This window comes from Parafrankia discariae (assembly GCF_000373365.1).
Classification (GTDB): Bacteria; Actinomycetota; Actinomycetes; order Frankiales; family Frankiaceae; genus Parafrankia; species Parafrankia discariae.
In genome coordinates, this window is sequence record NZ_KB891274.1 from 149,446 (window position 1) to 173,101 (window position 23,656).

General features: G+C 73.3%; 21 protein-coding genes and 2 pseudogenes. 12 read left to right on the forward strand and 11 right to left on the reverse strand.

Annotated elements, in window-relative coordinates; all coding sequences use genetic code 11:
- The first annotated feature begins 114 nt into the window (after positions 1 to 114).
- Entirely contained in the window at positions 115 to 1,161 is a 1,047-nt protein-coding gene (locus B056_RS0132375; protein WP_026240403.1) for an NAD(P)H-dependent amine dehydrogenase family protein, read from the forward strand.
- Here B056_RS0132375 and B056_RS43290 read toward each other — a convergent pair.
- The 3 genes from B056_RS43290 to B056_RS0132390 all read right to left on the reverse strand — a co-directional run bounded on the left by B056_RS43290 (position 1,137) and on the right by B056_RS0132390 (position 3,325).
- Positions 1,137 to 1,304 (reverse strand): hypothetical protein, encoded by a 168-nt coding sequence (locus B056_RS43290; protein ID WP_154677353.1) that lies wholly within the window; start codon positions 1,302 to 1,304, stop codon positions 1,137 to 1,139. The genes B056_RS0132375 and B056_RS43290 overlap by 25 nt on opposite strands.
- Positions 1,305 to 1,443: 139 nt before the next feature.
- Positions 1,444 to 2,565 carry a tyrosine-protein phosphatase gene (locus tag B056_RS0132385; RefSeq protein WP_018505999.1) on the reverse strand — a complete coding sequence of 374 codons (1,122 nt, stop codon included), beginning with the start codon at positions 2,563 to 2,565 and terminating at the stop codon, positions 1,444 to 1,446.
- Between the two features lie 175 nt (positions 2,566 to 2,740).
- Complete coding sequence (locus B056_RS0132390) at positions 2,741 to 3,325, reverse strand: (2Fe-2S)-binding protein (protein ID WP_018506000.1); 585 nt, start codon at positions 3,323 to 3,325, stop codon at positions 2,741 to 2,743.
- Between the two features lie 36 nt (positions 3,326 to 3,361).
- On the opposite strand from B056_RS0132390, the gene B056_RS41345 reads away from it, so the two are divergent.
- The 6 genes and pseudogenes from B056_RS41345 to B056_RS0132410 all read left to right on the forward strand — a co-directional run bounded on the left by B056_RS41345 (position 3,362) and on the right by B056_RS0132410 (position 5,444).
- The gene (locus B056_RS41345; protein WP_230203298.1) at positions 3,362 to 3,754 is read left to right on the forward strand and encodes an iron chelate uptake ABC transporter family permease subunit; all 393 of its coding nucleotides are present in this window, start codon (positions 3,362 to 3,364) and stop codon (positions 3,752 to 3,754) included.
- 135 nt (positions 3,755 to 3,889) lie between these two features.
- A pseudogene (locus B056_RS46285) lies at positions 3,890 to 4,018 on the forward strand (ATP-binding cassette domain-containing protein); the annotation flags it as partial.
- Positions 4,019 to 4,173: 155 nt separating this feature from the next.
- Positions 4,174 to 4,242: pseudogene (locus tag B056_RS46290) on the forward strand (hypothetical protein); the annotation flags it as partial.
- An 81-nt stretch (positions 4,243 to 4,323) separates the two neighbouring features.
- Positions 4,324 to 4,590: an ATP-binding cassette domain-containing protein gene (locus tag B056_RS45135; protein ID WP_018506002.1), complete on the forward strand. Its 267-nt coding sequence runs from the start codon at positions 4,324 to 4,326 to the stop codon at positions 4,588 to 4,590.
- A 154-nt stretch (positions 4,591 to 4,744) separates the two neighbouring features.
- Positions 4,745 to 4,975 carry a hypothetical protein gene (locus tag B056_RS0132405; protein WP_018506003.1) on the forward strand — a complete coding sequence of 77 codons (231 nt, stop codon included), beginning with the start codon at positions 4,745 to 4,747 and terminating at the stop codon, positions 4,973 to 4,975.
- 175 nt (positions 4,976 to 5,150) lie between these two features.
- Positions 5,151 to 5,444, forward strand: coding sequence for a hypothetical protein (locus B056_RS0132410; protein ID WP_018506004.1), 294 nt, complete (start codon positions 5,151 to 5,153; stop codon positions 5,442 to 5,444).
- On the opposite strand, the gene B056_RS0132415 is transcribed toward B056_RS0132410, so the two are convergent.
- From B056_RS0132415 to B056_RS38860, 4 genes are all read right to left on the reverse strand, one after another.
- Positions 5,423 to 6,211, reverse strand: a complete 789-nt coding sequence (locus B056_RS0132415) for a cobalt-precorrin-6A reductase (RefSeq protein ID WP_018506005.1) — start codon at positions 6,209 to 6,211, stop codon at positions 5,423 to 5,425. The two genes, B056_RS0132410 and B056_RS0132415, sit on opposite strands and share 22 nt — an antisense overlap.
- Positions 6,212 to 6,350: 139 nt before the next feature.
- A complete protein-coding gene (prpB, locus tag B056_RS0132425) occupies positions 6,351 to 7,244 on the reverse strand; it encodes a methylisocitrate lyase (protein ID WP_018506006.1) in 894 nt (297 codons plus the stop codon).
- A gap of 35 nt (positions 7,245 to 7,279) precedes the next feature.
- Positions 7,280 to 8,788 carry an MmgE/PrpD family protein gene (locus tag B056_RS0132430; RefSeq protein WP_018506007.1) on the reverse strand — a complete coding sequence of 503 codons (1,509 nt, stop codon included), beginning with the start codon at positions 8,786 to 8,788 and terminating at the stop codon, positions 7,280 to 7,282.
- Positions 8,785 to 9,345 (reverse strand): nuclear transport factor 2 family protein, encoded by a 561-nt coding sequence (locus B056_RS38860; protein ID WP_018506008.1) that lies wholly within the window; start codon positions 9,343 to 9,345, stop codon positions 8,785 to 8,787. The genes B056_RS0132430 and B056_RS38860 overlap by 4 nt, the downstream gene beginning before the upstream one ends.
- Before the next feature lie 134 nt (positions 9,346 to 9,479).
- Here B056_RS38860 and B056_RS0132440 point away from each other — a divergent pair, with 134 nt between their 5' ends.
- Positions 9,480 to 10,079, forward strand: a complete 600-nt coding sequence (locus tag B056_RS0132440) for a TetR/AcrR family transcriptional regulator (protein WP_018506009.1) — start codon at positions 9,480 to 9,482, stop codon at positions 10,077 to 10,079.
- A gap of 27 nt (positions 10,080 to 10,106) precedes the next feature.
- Here B056_RS0132440 and B056_RS45605 read toward each other — a convergent pair whose 3' ends face one another.
- Entirely contained in the window at positions 10,107 to 10,235 is a 129-nt protein-coding gene (locus B056_RS45605) for a hypothetical protein (protein WP_018506010.1), read from the reverse strand.
- Between the two features lie 124 nt (positions 10,236 to 10,359).
- Here B056_RS45605 and B056_RS0132450 point away from each other — a divergent pair, with 124 nt between their 5' ends.
- On the forward strand, positions 10,360 to 11,706 hold the full coding sequence (locus B056_RS0132450) for an LLM class flavin-dependent oxidoreductase (RefSeq protein WP_035753569.1): 1,347 nt from the start codon (positions 10,360 to 10,362) through the stop codon (positions 11,704 to 11,706).
- Between the two features lie 48 nt (positions 11,707 to 11,754).
- Here the strand turns inward: B056_RS0132450 and B056_RS38865 are convergent, their stop codons facing one another.
- Both B056_RS38865 and B056_RS0132465 read right to left on the reverse strand, forming a co-directional pair.
- Complete coding sequence (locus tag B056_RS38865) at positions 11,755 to 12,528, reverse strand: GntR family transcriptional regulator (protein WP_018506012.1); 774 nt, start codon at positions 12,526 to 12,528, stop codon at positions 11,755 to 11,757.
- Between the two features lie 145 nt (positions 12,529 to 12,673).
- Entirely contained in the window at positions 12,674 to 13,123 is a 450-nt protein-coding gene (locus B056_RS0132465) for a flavin reductase family protein (protein WP_051105800.1), read from the reverse strand.
- A 917-nt stretch (positions 13,124 to 14,040) separates the two neighbouring features.
- Here B056_RS0132465 and B056_RS0132475 point away from each other — a divergent pair.
- Positions 14,041 to 15,333 carry an AMP-binding protein gene (locus B056_RS0132475; RefSeq protein ID WP_076784816.1) on the forward strand — a complete coding sequence of 431 codons (1,293 nt, stop codon included), beginning with the start codon at positions 14,041 to 14,043 and terminating at the stop codon, positions 15,331 to 15,333.
- Between the two features lie 1,178 nt (positions 15,334 to 16,511).
- The gene (locus tag B056_RS0132480; protein WP_026240407.1) at positions 16,512 to 19,364 is read left to right on the forward strand and encodes a helix-turn-helix transcriptional regulator; all 2,853 of its coding nucleotides are present in this window, start codon (positions 16,512 to 16,514) and stop codon (positions 19,362 to 19,364) included.
- An 86-nt stretch (positions 19,365 to 19,450) separates the two neighbouring features.
- Here B056_RS0132480 and B056_RS0132485 read toward each other — a convergent pair whose 3' ends face one another.
- Positions 19,451 to 20,224, reverse strand: a complete 774-nt coding sequence (locus B056_RS0132485; protein ID WP_018506018.1) for an AfsR/SARP family transcriptional regulator — start codon at positions 20,222 to 20,224, stop codon at positions 19,451 to 19,453.
- A gap of 359 nt (positions 20,225 to 20,583) precedes the next feature.
- On the opposite strand from B056_RS0132485, the gene B056_RS0132490 reads away from it, so the two are divergent.
- Positions 20,584 to 23,655, forward strand: a complete 3,072-nt coding sequence (locus B056_RS0132490) for an allene oxide cyclase barrel-like domain-containing protein (protein ID WP_018506019.1) — start codon at positions 20,584 to 20,586, stop codon at positions 23,653 to 23,655.
- The last annotated feature ends 1 nt before the right edge of the window (position 23,656 follow it).

Genomic DNA, 23,656 nt, shown 5'->3' on the forward strand with positions numbered 1-23,656 from the left:
CGGAGCGGATGTCCCGCTCCCGGTGTCGGTCGACGTCGAAGGCGCGGACGGCAGCAGGTCCGACGCCGTGTATCGGGGCGGCAGTGCGCTTCAACCGAGAGGACGGGCAGGCGTATGGAAAGGCTTCGCGTCATCCAGTGGACCACCGGGAAGGTGGGCAAGCTGGCGTTACGGGCGGTACTTGACGACCCGCGTCTGGACCTTGTGGGTGTGTACGCCTGGTCGCCGGACAAGGTCGGCACCGATGCGGGAACGCTGTGCGGTCGGCCGCCATGTGGCGTCGCGGCGACCAACGACGTCGACGCCCTGGTCGCGCTCAAGGCGGACACTGTCGTCTACACCCCGTTCATGGCCGATCTCGACCATGTCCTGCCGCTGCTCGAGGCGGGGATGGACGTGGTCAGCACCAACCTGTTCTTCAACGTCGGCGGCGTCAGGGGAGCGACGAAGGAGCGGCTGGAGGCCGCCTGCGCCCGCGGGAACAGCTCGCTCTACATCACGGGCGTGAGTCCCGGGTGGATCAACACGATGGTGACGGCCATGACCGGCGCATGCCGGGACGTGCGGAAGATCTCCATTCTGGAGTCCGCCGACTGCGCCGTCTACGAGTCGAAGGAGACCTGGGAGGGCATGGGCATCTCCCTGACCGGCACCACACAGCAGATCATCGACACGGCGAAACTGTGGATGATGTCGGCCGAGGAAGCTGTGCAGCGCATGGCGCACGCCCTGGAATACACGCTCGACGACGTCGAGTTCTTCCTTGGCTACGCCACCGCTTCCCAGACGGTCGACCTGGGCTATATGACCATCGAGAAGGATACGAACGCCGCTGTGGAGGTCGGCTGGAACGGCAATCTGGGCGGCAGCACGGTCATCCAGATGAAGTTCCGCTGGTACCTGACCAAGCATCTGAACGAGGGCTGGGAGTTCAGCGACGACCAGTACCGGGTGGTCATCGACGGTGAGCCGGGGATCGACACCCGGATCCGCTTCATCCCGCCCGACCACTGGGGGAACCACGAGTGGGACACCATGACCGCCCTGCCCGCGGTCAACGCCGTCTTCAACGTCAAGGCCGCAAGGCCCGGGATCCTGCACCTGGCCGACGTCGGCCTGCCCCGCGCGCCAGCCGGTCAGTGGCACGCGGCGCGGGAGTGAAGCCCGGCGGGACGCTCGCGCAGGGCGTCCCAGGCGGCGAGCCGGCTGAAGTCCGACCCCCAACGCTCCCGCGCGCACACCGCCCGCTCGACCGCGCGTAGGCCACGGGCGATCATGGTGTTCTGCGGAGCACCGGAGCCCACCGCCACCGCACGTCGGCCGGCCGTAGAAACTGGCCGTGGCCGGCAGCGGGGGATCTGTCCGGCGGACAGGCCGGCGGAGGCTGTTGGCCGCAGTGGGGAGCGCGGCGGCGGGGCCGGTGACCGGGCGTGGAGCGGAGGGTCAGCTACGGCCGACGAGAAGCCTCGACCGCAGGTCCTTCAGCGTCTGGCTGCTCAGACCGAGTCCCTTCACCGCGTAGTTCTCCATCGAGCCGTAGGACGTCCTCACCTGGTCCAGGCCGGCCTGGAGGTAGGAGGGTTCGACGTCGGACAGGTGGCGGTAGATGTTCGCCTGCGCGGGCGGCAGCGCGGCGAGCGAGGCCTGGACGGCCGGCGAGTCGTAGTAGTACTGGTTGCTCAGCAGGTAGTCCCGCATGACCGTGTCCCGGTCGACCCCGAGGAGGGTGAGCAGGACGGCGGACACCCAGCCGCTGCGGTCCTTGCCGGCCGTGCAGTGGAAGAGGACCGGGCCGGAGGCGCCGGCGAAGTCCGTCAGCAGGGTTCCGATCACCTGGCGGGAGGTGGCGTTCGTGACGAACTGCCGCTCTCCGTCCTGCAGGAGCTGCTGCGCCACCGTTTCGGAGGTCAGCGCGGGAGTGGCCGACAACCCGGAGCCGAGCACGTTGAGCTGGGTGTAGGTGGCACCGGCGGGAACGACATCCGGCTTGGCGGTGGACTCGGCCGGGGTGCGTAGGTCGTAGTCGGCGGTGATGCCGAGCTGGTCGACGACCTGCTGGTCGGTGGGGCTGAGGGTGAGTGCCTGCGACCGGTAGATCATCCCCATCCGGACCCAGCGGCCGTCCGACGTGCGGTAGCCGCCGAAGTCCCGCAGGTTCGGGTCGCTGACCAGGCCGGGATCACGGACGGTCAGTGTCAGGGAGCGGCCGTGCTCCGGGACCAGCTGGAACCAGCTGCCGCCGGTGGTGGGCAGCGTCCGCGAGCCCCGGCCCGGGCCGACCGCCACGACTCTGGTCGCGGTGGTGGAGGTCTTCCCGGCCTCGATCCGGACGTGGCCCACGCCGGGTGCGGTCCAGGAGACGGTGACCTTGCCGGCGCCCGCCGGGGTGACCGAGGCGGCGGTGAAGGGCACCGGACGGCCCTGGTCGACCTGGGCGGAGAAGGAACGCGGGGGCGCGGCGGCCGCGGCCGCCGCGGGGACGGCGGCGAGCGCGACCAGTGATCCGGAGAGCACGATCGACCCGAGCACGGCGACCGGGCGATTCCGGTGGGATGAGAGGGGCACGGGCGGAAACGCTAGGTCGACCAGGTGAACAGCCCACGAAACCCGACACCCCCAACTCTTGCTAACCGTCAAACACTGGACGGTCCACGGGCCGCATGTGGTGGTTGGCGGTGCCTAGCGGTGGATGTGATTGGTCGCGGGTGGGGCTGGAAATCCAGGTCCCAGCCGTGCCCCGCTAACCCGGGAAGGTTTCCCGGGGGAGGGGACAGTCGCCGCAGGTACCGCCGCCCGGCACCCGGTAGAACAGGCAGCAGCTGCGCCGGACCACCGAGGAGACCGCCAGGCCACCGTCGGAGGTGACGGCGTGCACGGTCGTCCCGGCGAGCGGCGGGGTCGCCAGCAGCGCCGCCGCGGCCCGGGGAACGTCCCCGGCGCGGGTGGCGAGCGGGGATGCGGCCAGTGCCCGCGTCGAGCCGACCAGCGCGGACGCGGCGTTGCCCCAGAGCAGGCGCGGGGCGAGCCGGGTCTCACCGCCCAGGGCCGCGAAGTAGGGCCGCAGGTGGTTCTCGACGACGGTCTCGCGGAGCAGGTCGACGGCCTCGGCGAGGCTCTCGACCCGCCGGCCGGCGGGCTCGGCCACGATGAGCCGCACCGGCCTGGTGAGTCTCGGCTGGACCCACAGGAGGTGCGCGGGCAGGTCGGGGATGATGCCGGCGGTCGCCCAGCAGCCCAGGGCGACGGACCAGAGCCGGGCGGCGTGGCCGAGCGCGAGGGTGGACGCGGCGACCCGTCGTTCGACGCCGCCCAGCCGCTCGTTCACCCCGTCGACCGCGGCCGCCAGGGCCGCTCCGCCCCGGTGGAGCTCGTCGACGCGGGTCGGCGCCGGCCCGGGGCCACCCGCCTCGTCGGCACCGGCGGCACCGGCGGGATCGGCGGGATCGGCCGCGACGTCAGCCTCGAAGTAGGGGCTGATCTCGGCGAGCCTCCGCAGCGCGCTCGCCACCTCGGTTGGGTCGGGCTGGCCCGTCAAACTGTCTCCCGTAGCTCGAATGTCCTGGTCACCGGCGCCGATCATCGTTTCCTGCTCCCGTTCGCCGCGATCTGCGGTGCCCTGCTCGTCCTCGCCGCCGACACCGCCGGGCGCACCCTGTTCGCCCCCGCGGTCATCCCCGTCGGGATCGTCGTCGCGTTCCTCGGCGCCCCGCTGTTCATCAACCTGATCCTGACCCGGCGGAGGCAGTTCCTTTGAGCCCTTCGAGCGCGCCGCGACCTCCGCCGGCAGTCTCCGGCCGCGCTGGACATCCGGGGCGCCCGGTTCGCCTACGGGCGGCGCACCGTCATCGCCGATCTCGACCCGACGGTCGCACCCGGTACCGTCGTCGACCTGCTCGGGCCGAACGGGAGCGGCAAGTCCACCCTCATCCGCGGCGTCGGCCGCATCCACCGGCCGAAGGCGGGCACTTTCCGCCTCGGCGACACCGACCTGCACCGGCTCGCACCACGTGACCTGGCCCGCGTCGTCGCCTACGTGCCCCAGGGCTCGCCGGGCGCCTTCTCGCTGACCGTCACCGAGGCCGTCATGCTCGGCCGCACCCCGCACCCCGCACCCCGCGCAGCCGGCTGCGGGCCTCCGCCGCGGACGAGCGGCGCGTCCACGAGGCGCTCGACCTGCTCGATCTCACCGCGCTCGCCGACCGGCACGTCGACGAGCTCTCCGGCGGCCAGGCGCGACGGGTCGTGATCGCCCGCGCGCTCGCCCAGGAGCCGACCGTGCTGCTCCTCGACGAACCCACCAGCGCCCTCGATCTGCGTCACCAGGTGGAGACCCTGCATCTCGTCCAGACCCTGGCCGAACGCAACGGCCTGCATGTGCTGCCGGCCATCCACGGCCTCAACCTGGCCGCCCGGTTCTGTCACCAGGTCGCCCTGCTCCACGACGGCCGGATCGTCGCCTCCGGGGCTCCGGCGGACGTCTACACCGCGGTGCTCATCGAACGGGCCTACGGGCTGCCCGTCGACGTCGACCTCCGCGACGGCATGCCCGAGGTCAGGCCGGCCCGGCCCGGATCGCGCGGGCGGCGCTGACGCCCCGCGGCACCGACGGTGACGGTGGGGTCTCCCATCCTGCCGGGGTGCCGGCGGCGGCGTAACATCGAAACGGAGCAACAGCCACCCGGGTCGTGACCCGCGAGCGGCGCCCAGCCAGGGCGCACCGGTGGCCATCTTACGGAGCGACTTGATGGACTCCGACAACCTGCTCACAGCGACCCAGTCTGAACCGCCCGCGCTCGGCAGACACTACGGCTCCTGCGACGGCAAGGCCGCCCTCGCCCGCGAGACCAGCCCCGGCAACTGGCAGGTGAAGGTCCGCGACCCGATCAACCGCCTGGCCGGCCACGACGGCTGGATGATGCTCGGCACCGGCTGGAGCACTCTGGACGAGGCCCGCAAGGCCACCGGGCTGTCCTAGAACGTCAGCGGCCCGCCGGATCCCCCGGCGGGTGGCAGCGCCCCTCCCCGATCCCGGCGGCCCCTCGGTCCGTCCGTCACGCCGCACCCCGACACCCCAGTTATGCATCGAATTTGCAGCTGCGTATAAGTTGCAACTACTGTCAGCTCGGTGGTCGATCGAGGGGAGCAGGATCATGGCCGGCGTCCCTGACCGTCCGGCGGTGTGCCTGCCGGTGGCAATCGAGATCATGACCGCCTACACCGACTCCGCGACCGACCCCGCGTTCTTCTGGACCGCCGTCCAGCGGGTGATGGCGGACGGAGCCGACCGCGCCAACCCCGCGGCGGCGATGGCGGAACTCGTCCTCGGTCTCGCCACCCTGTGCGGGATCACCCTCGACCACCTCGCGGACCGCTCCGGACCCGGCACCGGACCGCGCGACCTCCTGGCCGCGATCCGCAACGCCTACGTCACCGACCCCGTCTGACCCGGCGGGCCGGCCGGCCCGTCCAGCCGGGTGACCCAGGCGAGGGCCTCCCGTGTGGTCGCCGCGACCAGCGCGCCCGGCGGCACCGGCGGGCGGTCCACCACCAGGACCGGCAGGCCGAGCAGGCGCGCGGCGACGAGCTTCGCGGCCGTCAGCGGGCCACCGCTGTCCTTGGTGACCACGACGTCCACCCGGTGCCCGCGCATCAGCGCCACCTCCGCGTCCACCGTGAACGGCCCCCGTTCGAGCAGGACGTCCAGCCGCGCCGGCAGCGGGGGCGACGGCGCCTCGATCGAGCGCAGGAGGAACCGGTGCCGGTCCAGTCCCGCGAACGCGGCGACCCCCGAGCGTCCGGTGGTCAGGAACACCCGCTCACCGAAACCGTCCAACGCCACGGCGGCGGCGGCCAGCGACGGCACCCGGTGCCAGTCGTCACCGTCGGCCTCCCGCCAGCCCGGCCGGCGCACGACCAGCAGCGGCACCGCGGCGGCACCGCAGCCCGCCACCGCGGACCGGGTCATCACCGCCGCGTAGGGATGGGTCGCGTCGATCACCGCCGCGACCCCGGCGGACCGCAGGTAGCGGGCCAGGCCGTCCGCGCCGTCGAAGCCACCCACCCGGATCCGCGCGGCCTCGGGCAGCGCGGGCGCGGCCACCCGGCCCGCGATCGAGTAGACCACCTCGACTCCCGCCAGCCCGACCAGCGCGCCGGCGAGCTGGCGGCCCTCCGCGGTGCCGCCGAGCACCAGCACCCGCCGGGTCACCACCAGGCCGTCCCGTCCGTCCGGCCGTGCTGGTCGGGATGGCGGTGCGCGGCCCGGACGGAGCCGAACAGGGCGGAAGGGGCGGGCACGGCGGACGTCCTTCCAGGGAGAGGACCGGAAATTCCGAGGAGAACCGGAGAGCTCAGATCCGGAAGTTGAAGGTGCTGGTGTCGAAGGTGTTGTAGGCGGGGTAGTCGAGGAGCTCGTAGAGGCGGGAGCGGGTCTGCATCCGGTCGACGAGACCGGCCTGCGTGCCGTCCGCCAGCAGCTGACGCAGGCCGTCCTCGACGGCGCCCATCGCCAGGCGCAGCAGGGTCACCGGGTAGATGACGAGGTTCACGCCGGCGGATTCCAGCGCCGGGACGGTGAGGAGCTCGCTCTTCCCGAACTCGGTCATGTTCGCCAGGATCGGCACGTCGACCGCCCTGCGCATCGCCTCGAACTCGGCGAGGTCGGCCATCGCCTCCGGGAAGATCAGGTCCGCGCCGGCGTCGACGTAGGCGCGGGCCCGTTCGGTGGCGCCGGCCAGGCCCTCGGCGGCGCGGGCGTCGGTGCGGGCGCAGATGACGAAGTTGTCGTCCCGGCGGGCGGTGACCGCGGCGTGGATCCGGCGGACCATCTCCGCGGTGCCGACCACGGACTTGCCGTCGAGGTGCCCGCACCGCTTCGGGTTGACCTGGTCCTCCAGGTGACAGCCGGCGAGTCCGGCGTCCTCGAGGACCTGGACGGTGCGGGCGACGTTCATCGGCTCACCGAAGCCGGTGTCGGCGTCCACGAGGGCCGGCAGGTCGGTGACCCGGGCGATCTGCCCGGCCCGCCCGGCGACCTCGGTCAGGGTGGTCAGCCCGATGTCGGGCAGGGCCAGCTCGGCGGAGAGCACCGCGCCGGAGACGTAGACGCCGTCGAAGCCGAGCTCGGTGATGAGAACGGCGCTCAGCGGGTTGAACGCGCCGGGGAAACGCAGCAGCCGGCCGGAGCGCAGCGCCTCGCGGAACGCGGCGCGGCGGGCGTGGGCGGGTGTTCTCGCGTGCAGCATCAGACGACTCGTCCCGTGGTCAGATCGTCCTGTGGTCAGAAGATTCCCCGGGTGTGCCCGGTGGTCGGCGCGGGCTCAGGGGTGAGGGTGAGTCCGCCGAGCTCATCGGGGGTGAGTTCGGGCAGGCGGGCGGCGAGGCCGAGGAACCGCTCCTGCTCGGCGTCGGAGATAACGCCCGCGGCGAGGCGGCGGAACTTGCCGACGTACTCGTCGCGGCCGAACGGGCGGGCGCCGAGCGGATGCGCGTCGGCGACGGCGATCTCGTCGGTGAGCACGGTGCCGTCGTCGAACTCGACGACGACCCGGCCCCCGAACGCCTTCTCGGCGGGGTCGATGGCGTGGTAGCGCCGGGTCCACTCCTTGTCCTCCAGCGTGGTGATCTTCCGCCAGAGGGCGACGGTGTCCGGCCGCGCCGCCCGCTCGGGGGCGTAGGAGCGCTCGTGGTGCCAGTCGCCGTCCTGCAGGGCCACCGCGAAGATGTAGGGAATCGAGTGGTCGAGGGTCTCCCGGCTGGCCTTCGCGTCGTACTTCTGCGGGTCGTTCGCCCCGGAGCCGATCACCTGGTGGGTGTGATGGCTGGTGTGGATCACGATGGAGCGGACCCGGGCGAAGTCCCCGATCCGCGGGCCGAGGCGGCGGGCCAGGTCGATCAGCGCCTGGCTCTGGTACTCGGCGGAGTGCTCCTTGGTGTAGGTCTCCAGGATGCCCCGCCTGGCCTCCCCGGCGGCGGGCAGCGAGACCACGTACTGCCCGCCGGGCCCGTCGAGCAGCCAGGCGATGAACCCGTCCTCCCCCTCGTAGGCCGGTGACGGCGCGCCCTCACCGCGCATCGCGCGGTCCACCGCCTCGACGGCGAGCTTGCCGGCGAACGCGGGCGCGTACGCCTTCCAGCTCGAGATCTCGCCCTTGCGGGACTGCCGCGTCGTCGTGGTCGTGTGCAGCGCCTGCTGCACCGCCTGGTAGACGGTCTCCGTCGGCAGACCGAGCAGGGTCCCGACGCCGGCGGCGGCCGACGGGCCGAGGTGCGCGATGTGGTCGATCCTGTGCCGGTGCAGGCAGATCCCGCGGACGAGCGCGACCTGGATCTCGTAGCCGATGGCGATCCCGCGCAGCAGCGCGGCGCCGTCGCGCCCCAGGTGCTGCGCCACGGCCAGCAGCGGCGGGATGTTGTCCCCGGGGTGGGAGTAGTCCGCCGCCAGGTAGGTGTCGTGGAAGTCCAGCTCGCGCACGGCGACGCCGTTGGCCCAGGCCGCCCACTCCGGGGAGACGCGGACGTCGGCCGGCGCGCCGAACACGGTCGCGCCGGCCCGGCCGGGGGCGGGGACGTGCCGCAGCGCCTGGTCGCGGGCGGCGGCCACCGGTCCGCGGCTCAGCGCGGCGGCGGCGACCCCGGCGTTGTCGATGACCCGGTTGATCACCATGTCGGTCACGTCGCCGGTGACCTCGACCGGGTCGGTCGCCACCGCGGCGATCTTCCAGGCGAGCTGGTCCTCCCGGGCCAGCCGCTCGACGCTGCGATGTGCCCGGACCTTGTGGTCGATCATGTGTTCACGCCCTCCTCGGAGCTTCCCGTTGGTCCGTCCGCGCTTTCCCGACGTCGCCGGCCCGAGCCCTCACCCGGGCTCCCGTCGCCGTTTCCCGTGGTCGGGTCGAGGCCGGTCAGCAGTTCCGGGAGCTGGCCCAGCGCCGCCGCCATACCGAGGACGTTCTGGTACTCGCGGAGGTGCACGATCCGTCCGGCGCGGACCCGGAGCACGAGGACGAACGACTCCGCCGCCTGGCGGTTGGTGGTGGTCACCGTTCCGGCCAGGTCATACTCCGCGATGATCACCTCAGGATCAGTCGTGTCGTGGATGACCACGTCGCGAAATTCCTCGAACCGTACCGGGCTCGACGCGCCGCCCGCCGCCGCCGCGAAGGACCGGAACGCGTCCCGCCCCTCGAAACACCGGCGCATGCCCGGCCGGGCGAACGGAAACTCGACGACGACGTCCTCGGCGTACAGGTCGTCCGCGAGTTCGGGGGCGTTCCCCAGCAGTACCTGCTGGAAGCGCGCGTAGGCCTCCCGCGGCGTGAGCTCGGCGTTGCCGGACGGCGGCATGGATCCCGTTCCCTTCGGCCGGTGCGCGCGGCGGGGAGCAGTCCGGGAGCTACCGCGGGCACTAACATGAGTGGCGACTCAGACTATGGTGAGTCACCACTCATGTTGTCAACCGCACGGGGGTACGTCCGGTCATGACGTCACGCACGCCCGCGGCGGACGGCCGTAGCACCCCACCGGCCAGCAGCCAGGGCCTGCGCGCGGACGCCCGGCGAAACCGGACACGGATCCTCGAGGCCGCCGAGGCCGTCTTCGCCGAGCGGGGCGCGTCGGGGTCGACCGAGGAGGTCGCCCGGCGGGCCGGGGTCGCGGTCGGCACCGTCTTCCGGCACTTCCCGACCAAGGAAGCCCTGCTGCGGGCACTCGTCGGCGATCTCGTGACCCGGTTGGAGCGCGAGATCACCGCCCTCGTCGCCGGAGGCGAGGCCGCCACCGGGCTGTTCGCCTTCTTCACCAGCATGGTCGAGCAGGCGGCGGCCAAGAGGACCGTCGTCGACCTCCTCGCCGCCTCCGGAATCGACCTCCCGGTCGCCAAACCGGTCCACGCCCTCCGGCAGCCGATCACGGAACTGCTCACCCGCGCCCAGCAGGCCGGCGGCGTGCGCGACGAGGTCCGCGTCCCCGAGGTGCTCGCGCTTCTCACGGCCTGCTGCCAGGCCGCCCTGCACGACGGCTGGGACGACGAGCTGCAGGCCCGAACCCTCGCCGTCGTCTTCGCCGGGCTGCGTCCCTGACGGGTCCCCGACGGCGAGGCTGAGCTGTCAGGCGTCGCGGGAGACCGACCCGCGCTTCTCGGTGAACGCGGCCATGCCCTCCTTCTGCTCGGCGGTGGCGCACGTGGAATGGAAGTCCCACCCCTCGACCCGGGCCGGCCCCGCCCGCCTGGCCACACACCGTCGATCCGGTTGACCTCAGGGCGGACTCGACGTCTAATGTCGAGACTCTGATATATCAATCGCGAGAGGGGCAACCGTGTCGCCAAGGCGCGAGGACCAGCTCACCCTGGTCGCGTTCATGCAGGCCTCGAACGTGTCCGTCTACTCGGGGTCGTGGCGGTACCCGAGCTCGGCGCACGACTTCCTCGACCTCCGCTACTACCAGCGGATCGCCCGGGTGCTCGAGGAGGGCACGTTCGACCTGATGTTCTTCGACGACCGCCTGGCGATGCCGTCGATCTACGGCGACTCCACCGCCGACGCCGTCCGCTACGGCGCGCGCCCGGTCAAGCTGGACCTGACCGCCGTCCTGGGCGCCGCCGCGGCCGCGACGACCCACCTGGGTCTCGGCGCGACCTACTCGACGACGTACTACCCGCCGTTCCACGTCGCGCGGACCTTCGCGACCCTGGACCACCTCAGCGGCGGGCGGGCGGCCTGGAACGTGGTCACCTCGGTGAACGACTCCGAGGCCCGCAACTTCGGCGTCGACCGGCACCTCGGCCACGACGAGCGCTACGACCGCGCCGAGGAGTTCATCGACGTCGTCACCCGGCTCTGGGACTCCTGGGAGGACGACAGCCTGGTGCTGGACCGCGAGTCCGGCGTCTTCGCCGACCCGGGCAAGGTCCACGAGCTCGACCACCACGGCAAGTACTTCGACGTGCAGGGACCGCTGACGGTGCCGCGCCCGCCGCAGGGCCGGGTGCCCATCATCCAGGCCGGCCAGTCGGGCCGCGGCCAGCGGTTCGCCGCCCGGTGGGCCGACCTGATCTTCACCGCGGACCCGAGCCAGAACGTCGCCGCCGAGCACTACCGCGCCCAGAAGGACCTCATCACCGCCGAGGGCCGGTCCGCCGAGGCCGTCCGGCTGCTGCCGATGGCGTACGCCATCGTCGGCGAGACCGAGACGATCGCCCGGGAGAAGGAGAACATCTTCCTCAACGAGCTCGTCCACCCGATGGCGTCGCTGACGCTGCTCTCCGAGCTGACGAACCACGACTTCGCGGGCTACTCACTCGACGACGAGATCACCGACGAGCTCATCGACTCCGTCTCCGGCATCCGCGGCCTGGTCCAGGGCGTGAAGAAGCACCTCGGCGGCGGGCCGATGACGCTGCGGACCCTGGCCAACCACCGCGCCACCCTGCTGCAGGGCCCGCGCTTCGTCGGCACCGGCCCGCAGATCGCCGACCAGATGCAGGACTGGTTCGAGACCTACTCCTGCGACGGCTTCGTCCTCGCGGCCACCCACTTCCCCGGGGCGTTCGAGGACTTCGTCCGGCTGGTCGTGCCCGAGCTGCGCCGCCGCGGGCTGTTCCGTACCGAGTACACGGGCTCGACGCTGCGGGAGAACCTCGGGCTGGCCCGTCCGGCCAGCAGCTTCACGGCGTCGGCCACCGCCGGCGGTGGCGCCGGCGCCTGAACAGGCCGCCGCCGCCGCTTGGGCCGGGCAGCGGGGTCTCCGGGCCGGTCAGCCGGCCGAGCCGGCTGCCGGCCCGGTGGCGGCGCCGGCCGGGCCGGCGCCGAACACCCGGGTGACCAGCAGGCGGCCGGCGCTGAGCACGTGCTCCTCCGACACCCGGCGCGCGCGGGCGCCGTTGCGGGCGGCGAGCGCGTCGACGATGTCGTCGTGCTCGCGCAGGGCGCAGCCCACCTGCTCGGGGACGAGGTCGAAGAACGACCACGGGATGATCCGCCCGGTCTGACGGATGAGCGCGATCAGGCGCACCGAGTCACTGGCCCGGTTCACGGCCCGGTGGAACAGGAAGTTCGCCGTCCTCAGATCACCGCCGGTCTCGACAGCGGAGCGGACGTCGCCGGCGAGGCGCCGGATCTCGGCCAGGTGGGACTCGGAGACCCGCTCCGCGGCCCAGGCCGCCGCCGCTCCGGAGAGCATGGCGATCAGAGCGAAGTTGTCCTCGACGTCGCGCTGACGCAGGCCGATCACGGACACACCACTGCGGGGAGCGACGCGGACCAGGCCTTCGAACTGGAGGGTCAGGCACGCCTCGCGCACCGGAGTCCGGCTCGTGCCCAGCCGGGCGGCGGTCTCGTCCAGGTCGACGCGGGCGCCGGGACCGAGCCGGCCGCCCATGATCTCGTCCCGCAGCACGTCGGCCACCCTGTCGCGGGCGGTCGCGCCGAGCCGGAGCCTGCGAAGACTGCCTCCACCGGTGTCGGCTGCCGCCCGCTCATCTCCGACGAACGCGCCCTCCTGGGCGCGGAGGTGTTCGGGCCTGGACACGCGACCAGGGTATATCAGAGAGAGGGCGAGGCCGCGCCGTCAAGTGGGCGGCGCGATGACCGTGATGACATCGGCGAAACCGCCCGAGTACCGCCCGGCGGCCACCTGGGACTCGTTCGGCGGCCGCCCGACCGCGGTCGTCAGCTCAGGTGGCATCCCCGAGCAGGTGGAACCGGCGGCGGAAGTAGACAGCGGGACGGTCCTCCCCGACCCGCGTCCGCTCGACCCGGCCGAGCAGGATCGAATGGTCACCAGCCGGTTGGATGGCGTGGGAGGCGCAGTCCAGCACCACGCACGCCCGGTCGAGCACCGGCAGACCGCTCTCGTCGGGGCGGAAGCCCGCGTCGGCGAACTTGTCCGCGCCGCGCGTCGCGAACCGGACCGCGAGGTCGGTGTGCTCCGGCGGCACCACGTGCACGATGAACCGCCGCGCCCGCTCGAACGCGGGGTGGCACTGCGCGGACGTCGCGAGACAGACCAGGACCAGCGGCGGGCTCATGGACACCGAGCAGAACGAGCTCGCCGTGAAGCCCCACCACCGACCGGTCTCGTCGGCGGTCGTCACGATCGTGACGCCGCTGGGGAACGAGGCCATGGCGTCACGGAACCGACCGGCGTCGTCCTCCGCGGCCGCCCACGCCGCCGCCGTGGGCGCGGTGTCAACAGGCACGGCGCTGACAGGCACGGCGCCGACGTCGGCGGGCGCGGCACTGACGGACGCCGTGTCGGCGGACACGGTGTTGACGGACGCCGTGTCGGTGGACGCCGCGTCGACCGCGCTGGTCCTGGTTGCCTCCGGCCGCCGGCCCATCGTGGCCCACCTCTCGATCAGCGAAGGATGCGTGGTGTCCGCCCGGGCGGACGACGTCCCCGTCACCTCAACACTGACATTTTGATATATCAGGTGTCAAGGTTGACCGCGAAGCTCGATCGACGAGGACCTCGAGCACGGCTCAGATCCGCCCGGCCCCGTCGTCCACCACCTGTTCGAGATCAGTCGGCCGAACCCCGGCCCGCCGCGACCCTCTCGGGCCGGGCCGGGTTCCGCCGCGGTCCACCCGGCCCGGACCCGGTCTCCCGCTGGGATCCGCCCGAGCCGGGTCGGCCTCGCGGTCCTCGCCATCTCATTTCTTTCTCACCTCTTCGGGCTAAAATTTGTCCGAAATATCCCCTCGGAATGGCGAGAAGGATGCGAAACGGCGAGGAGCTGAGCCGGCTTTTGCTGACGTCCTCGCCGTTTGCGGGGCGGTATGGCCGGGTTCTGCTCCCGTTGAGGGCAAGGTGGCCGCCGGAGGGCAAGCAGCTCGCTACCCGACGCCGTCGACGCGGAGACGGTGTTCGCGCCCAACCCGCTCGCCGGCGGCGTCGGTGGCATGACCGCGCCGGACATGCGCTCCTGCCTGGAGCACGTCACGGACCACGGACTCGCCGAGCTCGGCTTCGCCCGGGTGACCCGTCCGGGTCGACCCGGGTGGGTCGACCCGGACGGGCGGCACGCCGGAGAATGCGGGTGTGCTGACTGCATTGCGTGAAGGCCGGGCCGTGGTCCGGATGTCGGGCGCCGCGCTCGCGGGCGACGACCTGGCCGGCGCGGTGGGCGCCGTCGCCGGGCGGCTGCGGGGGCTGCGCCGGATCGCGGTGGTGGCCACCCCGACCCTGGAGACCGTGGTCGCGATCGCCGGGGCGGTGGAGGCCGGCGTCACCGTGGTCACGGTCAACCCGCAGGCCGGCGACGCCGAGCGGGCGTACGTCCTGGCCGACAGCGACCCCGACCTGCTGCTCGACGACGTGGATCTCACCGCGCGCGGCGCGCTGCCGGCCGAGTCGGCCGACGACGACGCACCCGCGCTGGTCATCTACACCTCCGGGACCACCGGGCCCCCGAAGGGCGCGGTGATCCCGCGCCGCGCGGTCGCGTCCAACATCGACGCGCTGGCCGACGCTTGGGCCTGGTCGCCGGACGACGTGCTCGGGCACGCGCTGCCGCTGTTCCACGTGCACGGGCTGGTGCTCGGGACGCTGGGCCCGCTGCGGATCGGGTCCGCGCTGCACCATGTGGCCCGGTTCGCGCCGGTGCCGGGCGCGACGTTGTACTTCGCCGTGCCGACCATGTGGTCGCGGGTGCCCGAGCCCGCGGCGTTCGCGTCCGCCCGGCTGCTCGTGTCGGGTTCGGCGGCGCTGCCCGTGCCGGTGTTCGACCGGTTCGTCGCCCGCGCCGGCCAGCGGGTCGCCGAACGGTACGGGCTCACCGAGACCCTCATCAACACCGCCGCGCGGGCCGACGGCGACCGCCGGCCGGGCCTGGTGGGTGCGCCGCTGGGCGGCGTCGAGGTCCGGGTCACCGGCGACGACGAGTTCGGACCGGTGGAGGTGCGCGGCCCGAACGTCTTCACCGGCTACCTGGGCAACCCGGCCGCCACCGCCGCGGCGCTGACATCCGACGGCTGGTTCTCCACCGGAGATCTCGGCCTCTTCGAGCCGGACGGGCAGCTGCGCATCGTCGGACGGCAGAGCACCGACCTCATCAAGTCGGGCGGATACAAGATCGGAGCCGGTGAGGTCGAGAACGCGCTGCTGGCCCATCCGTCCGTCGCCGAGGCCGCGGTCGTCGGCGTGCCCGACGACGATCTCGGCCAGCGCGTCGTGGCGGTTGTCGTCACGCACGAACCGATCGACGCCACGACTTTGATCGACCATGTCGCGACCGCGCTGGCCCCGCACAAACGCCCGCGCGAGATCCGGTTCGCCACCGAACTGCCGCGCAACCAGATGGGCAAGGTGCAGAAGAAAAAGCTGCTCACCTGATCATCGGTCGCCGAAGAGTTACCGGACGGCCCGCGCTCGACGACGCCGACCCGCTGTTCCGGAAAACGAAGTACGCCGACACTCCCCGGCGACGCGGTCCGGCCCACCCGGATGCCGGTGAATTGCCGGTTTTCCGGCCGGGGCGGCGGAATTAGCCGCCGTGACGGGCGGTGCCGTCGGTCGGAGTACTGACACCGGCCGCACGCGACGTCGCCGTCGGTCGGAATCGGAAGATCCGGCGGCTCCGGCAGGTCGGTTCTTCCGGCTCTCGACCGGCGCGCCGAGCGCCGCGTCGTCGGGGCAACGCCGGGCGGCCGCCGCCTTGTCCGACTCAGCCCGGTGCCGATGACCAGGCCTGTCCGGTGCGTCAGCGGTAGCGACCAAACGCGAAGGGTTCGCGCTGAACGCCCGGTTTGTCATGGCACGACCATTTCGTCCCATCAACCGTCCGCGCGACAGCCCACGGAGCGGACCCGCGTCCGTCGAAGCGCGCACCGCGGCGCCGATATGGGTGCTGCGTCACATCCACCGCGCCAAGCCCTGGCCCGCTCTCCATAACAGCCGGTCAGGCACCGAAAGCGGGACCCGAACACGAGAACGGCAGGACGAAGATCCACATTGACGAGACCGAAGCTAAATGGTCAAATACGCAATGTGTATCGTTCGGCCGTGCTGGTGACCCGAAGTCACATCGACTTCCTGCGCGTTAACTCCGCCGCCTGTACCAACGGCTGAACGGCTCGTAGCACCCAGCACGGACGACGGAGACCCGACCCCGGCTCCACGGGATACGGCCCCCACGGTCGCGTCTGAGCATCGGCATCCCGGCATCGGAATACAGCCGCACCCGCCGACTACTTCCTTCTCACACCGCGCTGACAGCCGGTGTGGGCCCCCGTGACGCAAAACCGAAGAAGAGATCGAGACGGTATCAACGCGGCCCCCCGGCCGCCCGCGTCCTCGAGATCCGCGCCTGCCCGCCGATGAAGCAGACCAGCCGCCCCGGAGAAGCCTGGGGCGGCTACGACGATGCCGTGACATCGCACGGCGGCCGGCGCGGGCACGTCCCACCGACCGGGCGACCACCACGGGCATGCATGATTCGTGCCCCGGCCACCACAGCGCCGTCGTCCGTCGAAGAATGTCCGGAACCGCGTCGAGAAGGAGAGGCACAGGGCATGACCACAGCCGCGATGACCACCGCCGAGCTCACTGCGACGGGTGCGCGCGGCACCGTCCGAACAGCGGAGCACGGCCGGATCCTGAACGTGCTCGCGGGCGCGGACAGCGGTGGCCCGGCGATCGTGGAGCTCACCGGCGATCCCGGCTACGGCAAGACCCGGCTGCTGACGGCCGTGGCGGACGAGGCCCGCAAGCGTGGCGTCGACGTGCTGCGGGGCAGGTCGCTCGAGACCCGTCGGCACCGGCCCTTCCACCCGTTCATCGACGCCTTCAGCACCTGGCGGCCCACCGGCGCCGGGCCGCTGCCGCAGGCCACCGCGTTCGTCCAGGCCCTGGCGACCGCCGGTGACATGCTCGCCGACACCGAGACCGGCCGCTGCCGGCTCTTCGCCGAGCTGCGATCGCTGCTGGAGGAGACGCTGGCGGCGGCGCCCGACCCACTGCTGCTGCTGCTCGACGACGTGCATTTCGCCGACCGGGCGTCGGTCGAGCTGCTCGAGATCCTGACGCGCTGGCCGCTGGGGCAGCCGCTGTCGGTCGTGGTGGCGCATCGCCGGCGTCAGATGTCCTCCTGGCTGCAGGTCACCCTGCAGCAGGGCGTCGAGGTGGGCGCGGTGGACCAGGTCGCGTTGCCGGCGCTCAGCCTGCGCCAGAGCGCCGAGCTCCTCGGGCTCGCGGTCACCGCGCCGGGGCTGGCCGACCTGCACGAGCGCAGTGCCGGCAATCCGCTCTACCTGACGGCGTTGGCCGAGCGGGAGCGCGGTCTGAACGGAGTGGACCCGACCGGCCCGGACCCGACCGGCGCGGGTGGCCACGACCCGGCCGGTGAGCCGCCCGACCTGTGGACGCGCAGCGCGCTCGGCGCCCGGCTGCTGGCCGAGACCGTGCATCTCGACGCCCGCCAGCGGCTGGTCGCGCACGCGGCCGCCGTACTCGGCGACACCTTCTCGATCGACGCCGTGGCGGCCGTCGCGCAGCTCGACCGGGAGGACGCCTGCCAGGCGCTCGGCCAGCTGCGTGGCCGCGACCTGGTGCGCATGGTGCCGGGCGGCGAGCTGGCCTTCCGCCACCCGCTGCTGGGCAGCTGTGTCTACGGGGAGACCGACTCCTGCTGGCGGGCCGGGGCGCACCGGCGCGCCCTCGAGCACCTCCGGTCGACGTTCGCCGCGCCGGCCGTGCTCGCCCGGCATGTCGAGCGCTCCGGATCGCACAGCCAGGCCCTGGACCTGACGGTGCTGCTCGACGCGACCCGGGCGGCCGTGCAGAGCGAGCAGGGCACCGAGGCCGCCCACTGGCTCAGCACCGCCCTGCGGCTGCGCCGCGCCACCCCGGAAACCCCGAACGGCACAGGCAGCACAGACAGCACCGGCGACACAGCCGGTGCGGGGCTCCCGCCGGTCGGCCCGGACGTCTGGCGCCCGGTGATCGACCTGCTCGCCCGTCCCGACACCGTCCCGCGCCTGCGCGCCCTCGGCCAGGAGGTCCTGAACACCCCGGCCGCGTACGGGGCGGCCGGCCGGGTGGGCACGGCGGCGCACCTGGCGATGGTCTCGGCCTCGATGGGCTGCCACGACCACGCCGTCGCCCTGCTGTCGACCGCGCTCGCCGACGCCCGCGGGCCGGCGGAGGAGGGGCGCGTGCAGCTGTTCACCCAGCTCGCCCGCATCGTCTCCGGTGGCATACCGAGTCGCGCCGAGGTCGACGCGCTGACCGGGCCGGAGCCGGCCGGTGACCCGCTGACCCGGGCCGGCGGGCTCGCGGTCCGGGCGCTGTGCGCCGCGCTCACCACCGACCGCGGCACCACCGGGAACAGGTCCGCGGGCGCGGAGACGGACGCGGCGGCCACCGCGCTCGACGCCCTGGCGGTGAACGGCCCGGACCCCTCGGGCCCGGAGCTGTACCTCCTGCAGTGCCTGGGCTGGACGGAGGCGATGCTCGGTCGCTACGACAGCGCGCACGCCAGGATCACCCGCGCGGTGCGCGGCGCCCGCAAGCACGGCGAGCGCCACCTGCTGCCCGCCCTGCTCAACAGCCTCGCCTACATCCACTACCAGTCGGGGCGCCGGAGCGAGGCGATCGAGGTCACCCGGGAGGCCCAGCACGTGTCGCAGCGGGCCGGTCGCGCCGACCAGGCGGCGCTGGCACAGGCCGTGGCCACGGCCGCCTGGGCCGGGCTGGGGCGCTCCCCCACGTTCGGCCCGGAGCTGCCGGAGGGCGTGCACGCCGACGCGCCCCGCACACCGCTGACCGCGCTGTTGTTCGCCGAGGCCGCGCTGGCCGCCGGCGACGGACCGGCTGCCCTGGCCCTGCTGGGGTCGAAGCGGGAGACCTGGCGGGTCGCCGAGCCGATCCCGGTGCTGGGCGCCCGCATCTTCGAGGTGCTGGCCGCCGCCGCGCTGCTGGCCGGGGAGGATCCGCGGCCATGGGCGGCCCGCGCGGCCGAGGAGGCCGCCCGGGTCGGGCTGCCCGAGCAGCGGGGCCACGCACTGCTCGCCCGCGGCTACGCACTGGGCCGCGGCCCGGAGGCCGACCGGTGCTACGCCGAGGCGGCCGACCTGCTGGCGGGCGCGCCCGCCGGCGGCCGGGCCCGGACGTTCGCGCGGTCGGCTCAGCAACGGCGCCACCGCCCCGGCCCCGACCCGCTGGTCGAGCTCACCACCAGGGAGCAGGAGGTCGCCCAGCTCGCCGGCCAGGGGCTGCGGACCCGGGACATCGCCAGCCGACTGCGGGTGAGCCCGCGCACCGTCGACACCCACCTCTCGCACATCTACGACAAGCTCGGCATGAGTTCGCGGGTCGAGCTGGCCCGGCTGCTGTCCCCGGTCCAACTGCTGCCCCCGGGCCGCTGATGTCGCCGATCCGCTGATCGGCGCGCGGCGCGCAACGGCGCGCGCCGCGCGTGACACCACGGGACGGCTCGGCACCCGCCGCCACGTCAGCTCGCGGTGGGCAGGTCGAGCAGCCGGTCGGAGGTGAGGATGGCGTGGTGCAGCCGCCGTAGCGAGCGGCAGGGCTCCAGCCCCAGCTCGGCCCGCAGCACCCGCTGGGCGTCGCGGTACACCGACAGTGCCTCGGCCTGCCGGCCCGAGCGGTAGAGGACGAGCATCAGCTGCGAGTACAGCGACTCCCGCAGCGGATGCTGGGCGATGAGCGTGCCGAGCAGGCTGATCACCTCCCGGTGCCGGCCGAGCGCCGTGCGGGCCTCGACCGACAGCTCCAGGGCGGCGAGGAGCTCCTCCTCGGCCCAGGCGGCGAAGGCGGTCAGGACCGGCCCCTCCACGGCGGATTCCAGCACCGGGCCACGGACCAGGGACAGCGCGAGCTCGGCGGCGGCCAGCGCCTCCTCGTAGCGCCCGGCCAGGTGGTGCTCCCGCCCGTCGCGCATCGCCTCCTGGAACTCGACGACGTCGTAGCTGGCGCCGTCCAGCCGCAGCAGGTAGCCGGCGGGCTTGGTGACGATGGTGCGGGTGGGGTTCGCGCCGGCGGCCGCGAGGAACTTGCGCAGCTGGGAGATGTAGACGTGGATGGCGGCCGCCGCCCGGCGGGGCGGCCGATCTCCCCACAGTTCCATGACCAGAGTGTCCTTGGTCGTGATCCGGCCGGCGCCGACGAGCAGCACGGCCAGGGTGGTCTCCATCTTCGGCGCGCTCAGCAGGTGGCTCTCCCGGCTGTTCGACACGCGCAGGGGCCCGAGCAGTTCGTATCGCATTGACACCTCGTGCAGGCAGCAGGAAACGAGTCCGGGAAGGGGAGGGCCTCACTGTCCCGCGGCAACGTGGTGCGCACATCGGTGAAACTGCGTAGGTAAACCGATACGCCGCCCGGCGGCGTTCCAGCCGCGTTCCTCCGGCCGGGGCGTCGGGGGGGGAATTCCCGCCGCGGCGCGGGGCGCGCCGCCTGCGGAGTACCGCACTATAGCGGGCGATCAAGGACGTGGCGGCCCGGCCCGCCATCCGCGATGACGGCATTGGCGGTACCCGCCGGGCGCTGGTCCGGCCGCCGGATTAGAAAACCTTTAGACGGCCCGCCGACTCTCACCTCGTCGAGACAGCGACGAGGGGACCGTCCGTGTCAGATTTCCAGGACGACCACGATCCGGGCGCCGTGTGGCGGCTGCCGGTCAGTGACACCACGATCCTGTTGGTCGAACTCACCACCGGTGAGCCGGTGCTGCGCCAGCGGGACCTGCTCGCCCCACGCGCCGACGCGGTCCGGCCGCCGTCGCGTGAGTACCGCGGCCGGCGGACCGGCGAGAACAGCGGGCCGGGACCGGGCTGGTCGGTCACCGGCCCCGACGACTCCGCGGGGGTCGAGTACGACCCGGCCGGGCGGCCGGTGCGGCACACCGACGCCGCCGGCGCGGTCACCGCCTTCAGCTGGGACGACGAGCACCGGCTGACCGGGCTCACCGACGCGGCCGGCGCCCTCGTCCGCCTCTCCTACACCGCCGCCGGGGCCGTCAGCGAGGTCGTCCTGGAGGGCGTCGGGCGCACCGGCTTCACCTACCAGGACGAACCGTCCGGGACGGGCGGGCCGGCGGGCTCCGGCGGGCCGGCGGCCGAGGGGACCCGCACCGTGGTGACGGACCCGCTCGGCCGCGCCACCGCGTACACCTTCGACGGCCACGGCCGGCTGCTGACGGTCACCGACCCGCTGGGCGGCGTGCACCGCCAGGAATGGGATCCGGTGGGCCGGCTGGCCGCCGTCGTCGACCGGACGGGCGGGCGCACCGCCTACGAGTACGACGGGCACGGCCGCCTCGTCGCCCGGGTCGCGCCGACCTCGGCCCGCTCGTCGGTCGGCTACGGCGACCCGGCGCATCCGGACCTGGTCACCACACTGCGGGACCCGGCGGGCAACGAGGTCGTCCTCGAGCACGACACCGCCGGCCGGGTGGTGCGCGCCGGCACCCCGGGCACCGCGGGGGCAGCCGACACCGCGGGCGCGGCCGGCTCTCTCGACCGGCGGGCCTACGACCCCGTGCACGGCCGGATCAGCTCCGTCACGAACGGTGCCGGCCATCGCACCTCCTTCGAGTACGACGCGGCGGGCGAGCTCGTCGCGGTCAGCCCGCCGGCACCGCGGCGCCGCGCCTCGTACGACTACGACGAGTTCGGCCGCGTCGTCGCCGTGACCGGCGGCAACGGGCGGCGCACGGCGTACCGTCACGACCCGGTCGGCCGGCTCGTCGAGGTCAGCGGCCCCGGCGGGGTGCTCCTCTCCCAGACGCACGACCCGCTGGGCCGGATCGTGCGCCGCGCGGGCGCCGGCTGGCGCTACGACTACAGCTGGGTGGCGACGTCGGCCGGCAGCCGGCTCGCCGCGGTGGTGCGCACCGACGACGCCGGCCGGGAGGAGGTGCGCGCGGAGCACGGTCCCGACGGGGCGCTGCGCTCGCTGACGACCGCCGGCGGCACCACGGACTACGACTACGACCCCGCCGGCCGGCTGGCCGGGGTGCGCACCCCCACCGGGCACCAGGCCCGCTTCACCCGCGACGCCGCCGGGCGCGCGCTGCGGATCGAGTTCGGCGGCGCCGTCCAGGAGATCTCCTACGACGCGGCGGGCCGCCGCCGGGCGCTGACCCTGCTCGGCGCGGACGGCGCGACGCTGCTGAGCGCCGAGTACGACTACCGGGACCCGACCGGCGCGGACGGCGACCGGTTGCGCCGGCTCGTCCTGGACGGGCAGGCCACCGAGTACGCCTACGACCCGCTCGGCCAGCTCATCCAGGCCGGGCCCACCAGCTACGCCTACGACGCTGCGCTCAACCTCGTCCGCCTCGGGGAGACGGCGTTCACCATCGGCGCGGCCGGCGAGGTCACCCGCTTCGGCGCGACCGAGTTCGACTACGACGGCGCCGGCAACTTCGTCGAGGAGGTCAACCCGACCGGCTCGTTCCGCTACAGCGACACGAACCAGACCGTGCTCGGCGTCTTCGGCGGCGCGATCGTCGCCGACATCGCCCACGACGGCCTCGGCCAGCAGACACCCCGGCGGGTCACCGAGACCACGGTCGACGGGCGGACCGTCACCCACGTCCTGACGCACGGCCCGCTGGGCGTCGCCCGGGTGGTCGACGACGGCGTGCCCCTCGACGTGGTGCGCCTCCCCGACGGCACGGTGCTCGCGGTCATCACCGCCGAGGGCCGGCTGCTGTGGACGGTGACCGACCACCAGGGCTCCGTGCTGGCACTCGTCGACGAGCAGGGGGGGCTGGCCGCCCGCTACGGCTACACCCCGCACGGCGCGGTGACCGCCACCGGCCCGGACGCCGCCACCAACCCGTTCCGCTACCGGGGTGCCTACCAGCTGCTGCGCAGCGCGCACTTCCTCGACAACCGCCTCTACAACGGCTACTGGGGCCGGTTCACCCAGCCCGACCCCACCGGCCGGCAGTACGGCCCCTACACGTTCGCGGACAACGACCCGCTCGGCGCCGGACTCCCCGGCCGGCACGACTTCTGGGCGGCGCTGACCGGGCCGCCGGAGCTCGCCGCCGAGCTGTTCTTCCCGCCGGCCGACGTCGCGGCGCCCACCGCCGGCGCCGCGGACGGCCCGCACGCGCGGGCGGCGCTGGCCGCGCTGACCGGCCCCGGGGTGACCCCCGCCCAGCTGCCGCGCATCGCCGAACACGGCACCGGCCACACCGCCGGCCGCCGCACCGACCGCACCACCGCGCCCGCCGGCCCGGCGGGCCGGGCGAACCCCACCCCGAAAGGACGTCCCACCGTGGCTGACCAGATCGTGATCCGGGTTCCGAACGAGGTCGTCGTCAAGGTCGTCGACGACGTGGTCGACCTGGGCGACCCGCAGATCGGCCAGACCGGCGTCTTCGACGACGAGCTGTACGACGAGGACGGCAATCTGATCGGCACCTCGCACGGCTCGTTCCGCATCGAGTACGTGCGGCCCGGCGACGGCGGCCTGATCACCTACTACACCGAGGACATCACCCTCGACGACGGCACCATCCACGCCGAGGGGTGGGCGGACTTCAAGGACGTCAAGACGAGCAAGTGGGTGCACTACCCCGCGACCGGGACGGGCGGGCGTTACGCCGGCCTCACCGGTTTCCGCACCTGGCGGATGACGGGCGTGCGGGCTTCCGCCGAGGCCCGCATCCTGCTGTCCGACTGAG

What these genes read in the sequence shown, in the direction of transcription:
- B056_RS0132465 (WP_051105800.1), bottom strand. Translation starts at nt 13,123, where the DNA reads ATGGCCTCGTTCCCCAGCGGCGTCACGATCGTGACGACCGCCGACGAG.
- B056_RS0132485 (WP_018506018.1), bottom strand. Translation starts at nt 20,224, where the DNA reads ATGCGATACGAACTGCTCGGGCCCCTGCGCGTGTCGAACAGCCGGGAG.
- prpB (WP_018506006.1), bottom strand. Translation starts at nt 7,244, where the DNA reads ATGCTGCACGCGAGAACACCCGCCCACGCCCGCCGCGCCGCGTTCCGC.
- B056_RS0132440 (WP_018506009.1), top strand. Translation starts at nt 9,480, where the DNA reads ATGACGTCACGCACGCCCGCGGCGGACGGCCGTAGCACCCCACCGGCC.
- B056_RS0132450 (WP_035753569.1), top strand. Translation starts at nt 10,360, where the DNA reads ATGCAGGCCTCGAACGTGTCCGTCTACTCGGGGTCGTGGCGGTACCCG.
- B056_RS0132480 (WP_026240407.1), top strand. Translation starts at nt 16,512, where the DNA reads ATGACCACAGCCGCGATGACCACCGCCGAGCTCACTGCGACGGGTGCG.
- B056_RS38860 (WP_018506008.1), bottom strand. Translation starts at nt 9,345, where the DNA reads ATGCCGCCGTCCGGCAACGCCGAGCTCACGCCGCGGGAGGCCTACGCG.
- B056_RS0132410 (WP_018506004.1), top strand. Translation starts at nt 5,151, where the DNA reads ATGGCCGGCGTCCCTGACCGTCCGGCGGTGTGCCTGCCGGTGGCAATC.
- B056_RS0132375 (WP_026240403.1), top strand. Translation starts at nt 115, where the DNA reads ATGGAAAGGCTTCGCGTCATCCAGTGGACCACCGGGAAGGTGGGCAAG.
- B056_RS0132430 (WP_018506007.1), bottom strand. Translation starts at nt 8,788, where the DNA reads ATGATCGACCACAAGGTCCGGGCACATCGCAGCGTCGAGCGGCTGGCC.
- B056_RS0132405 (WP_018506003.1), top strand. Translation starts at nt 4,745, where the DNA reads ATGGACTCCGACAACCTGCTCACAGCGACCCAGTCTGAACCGCCCGCG.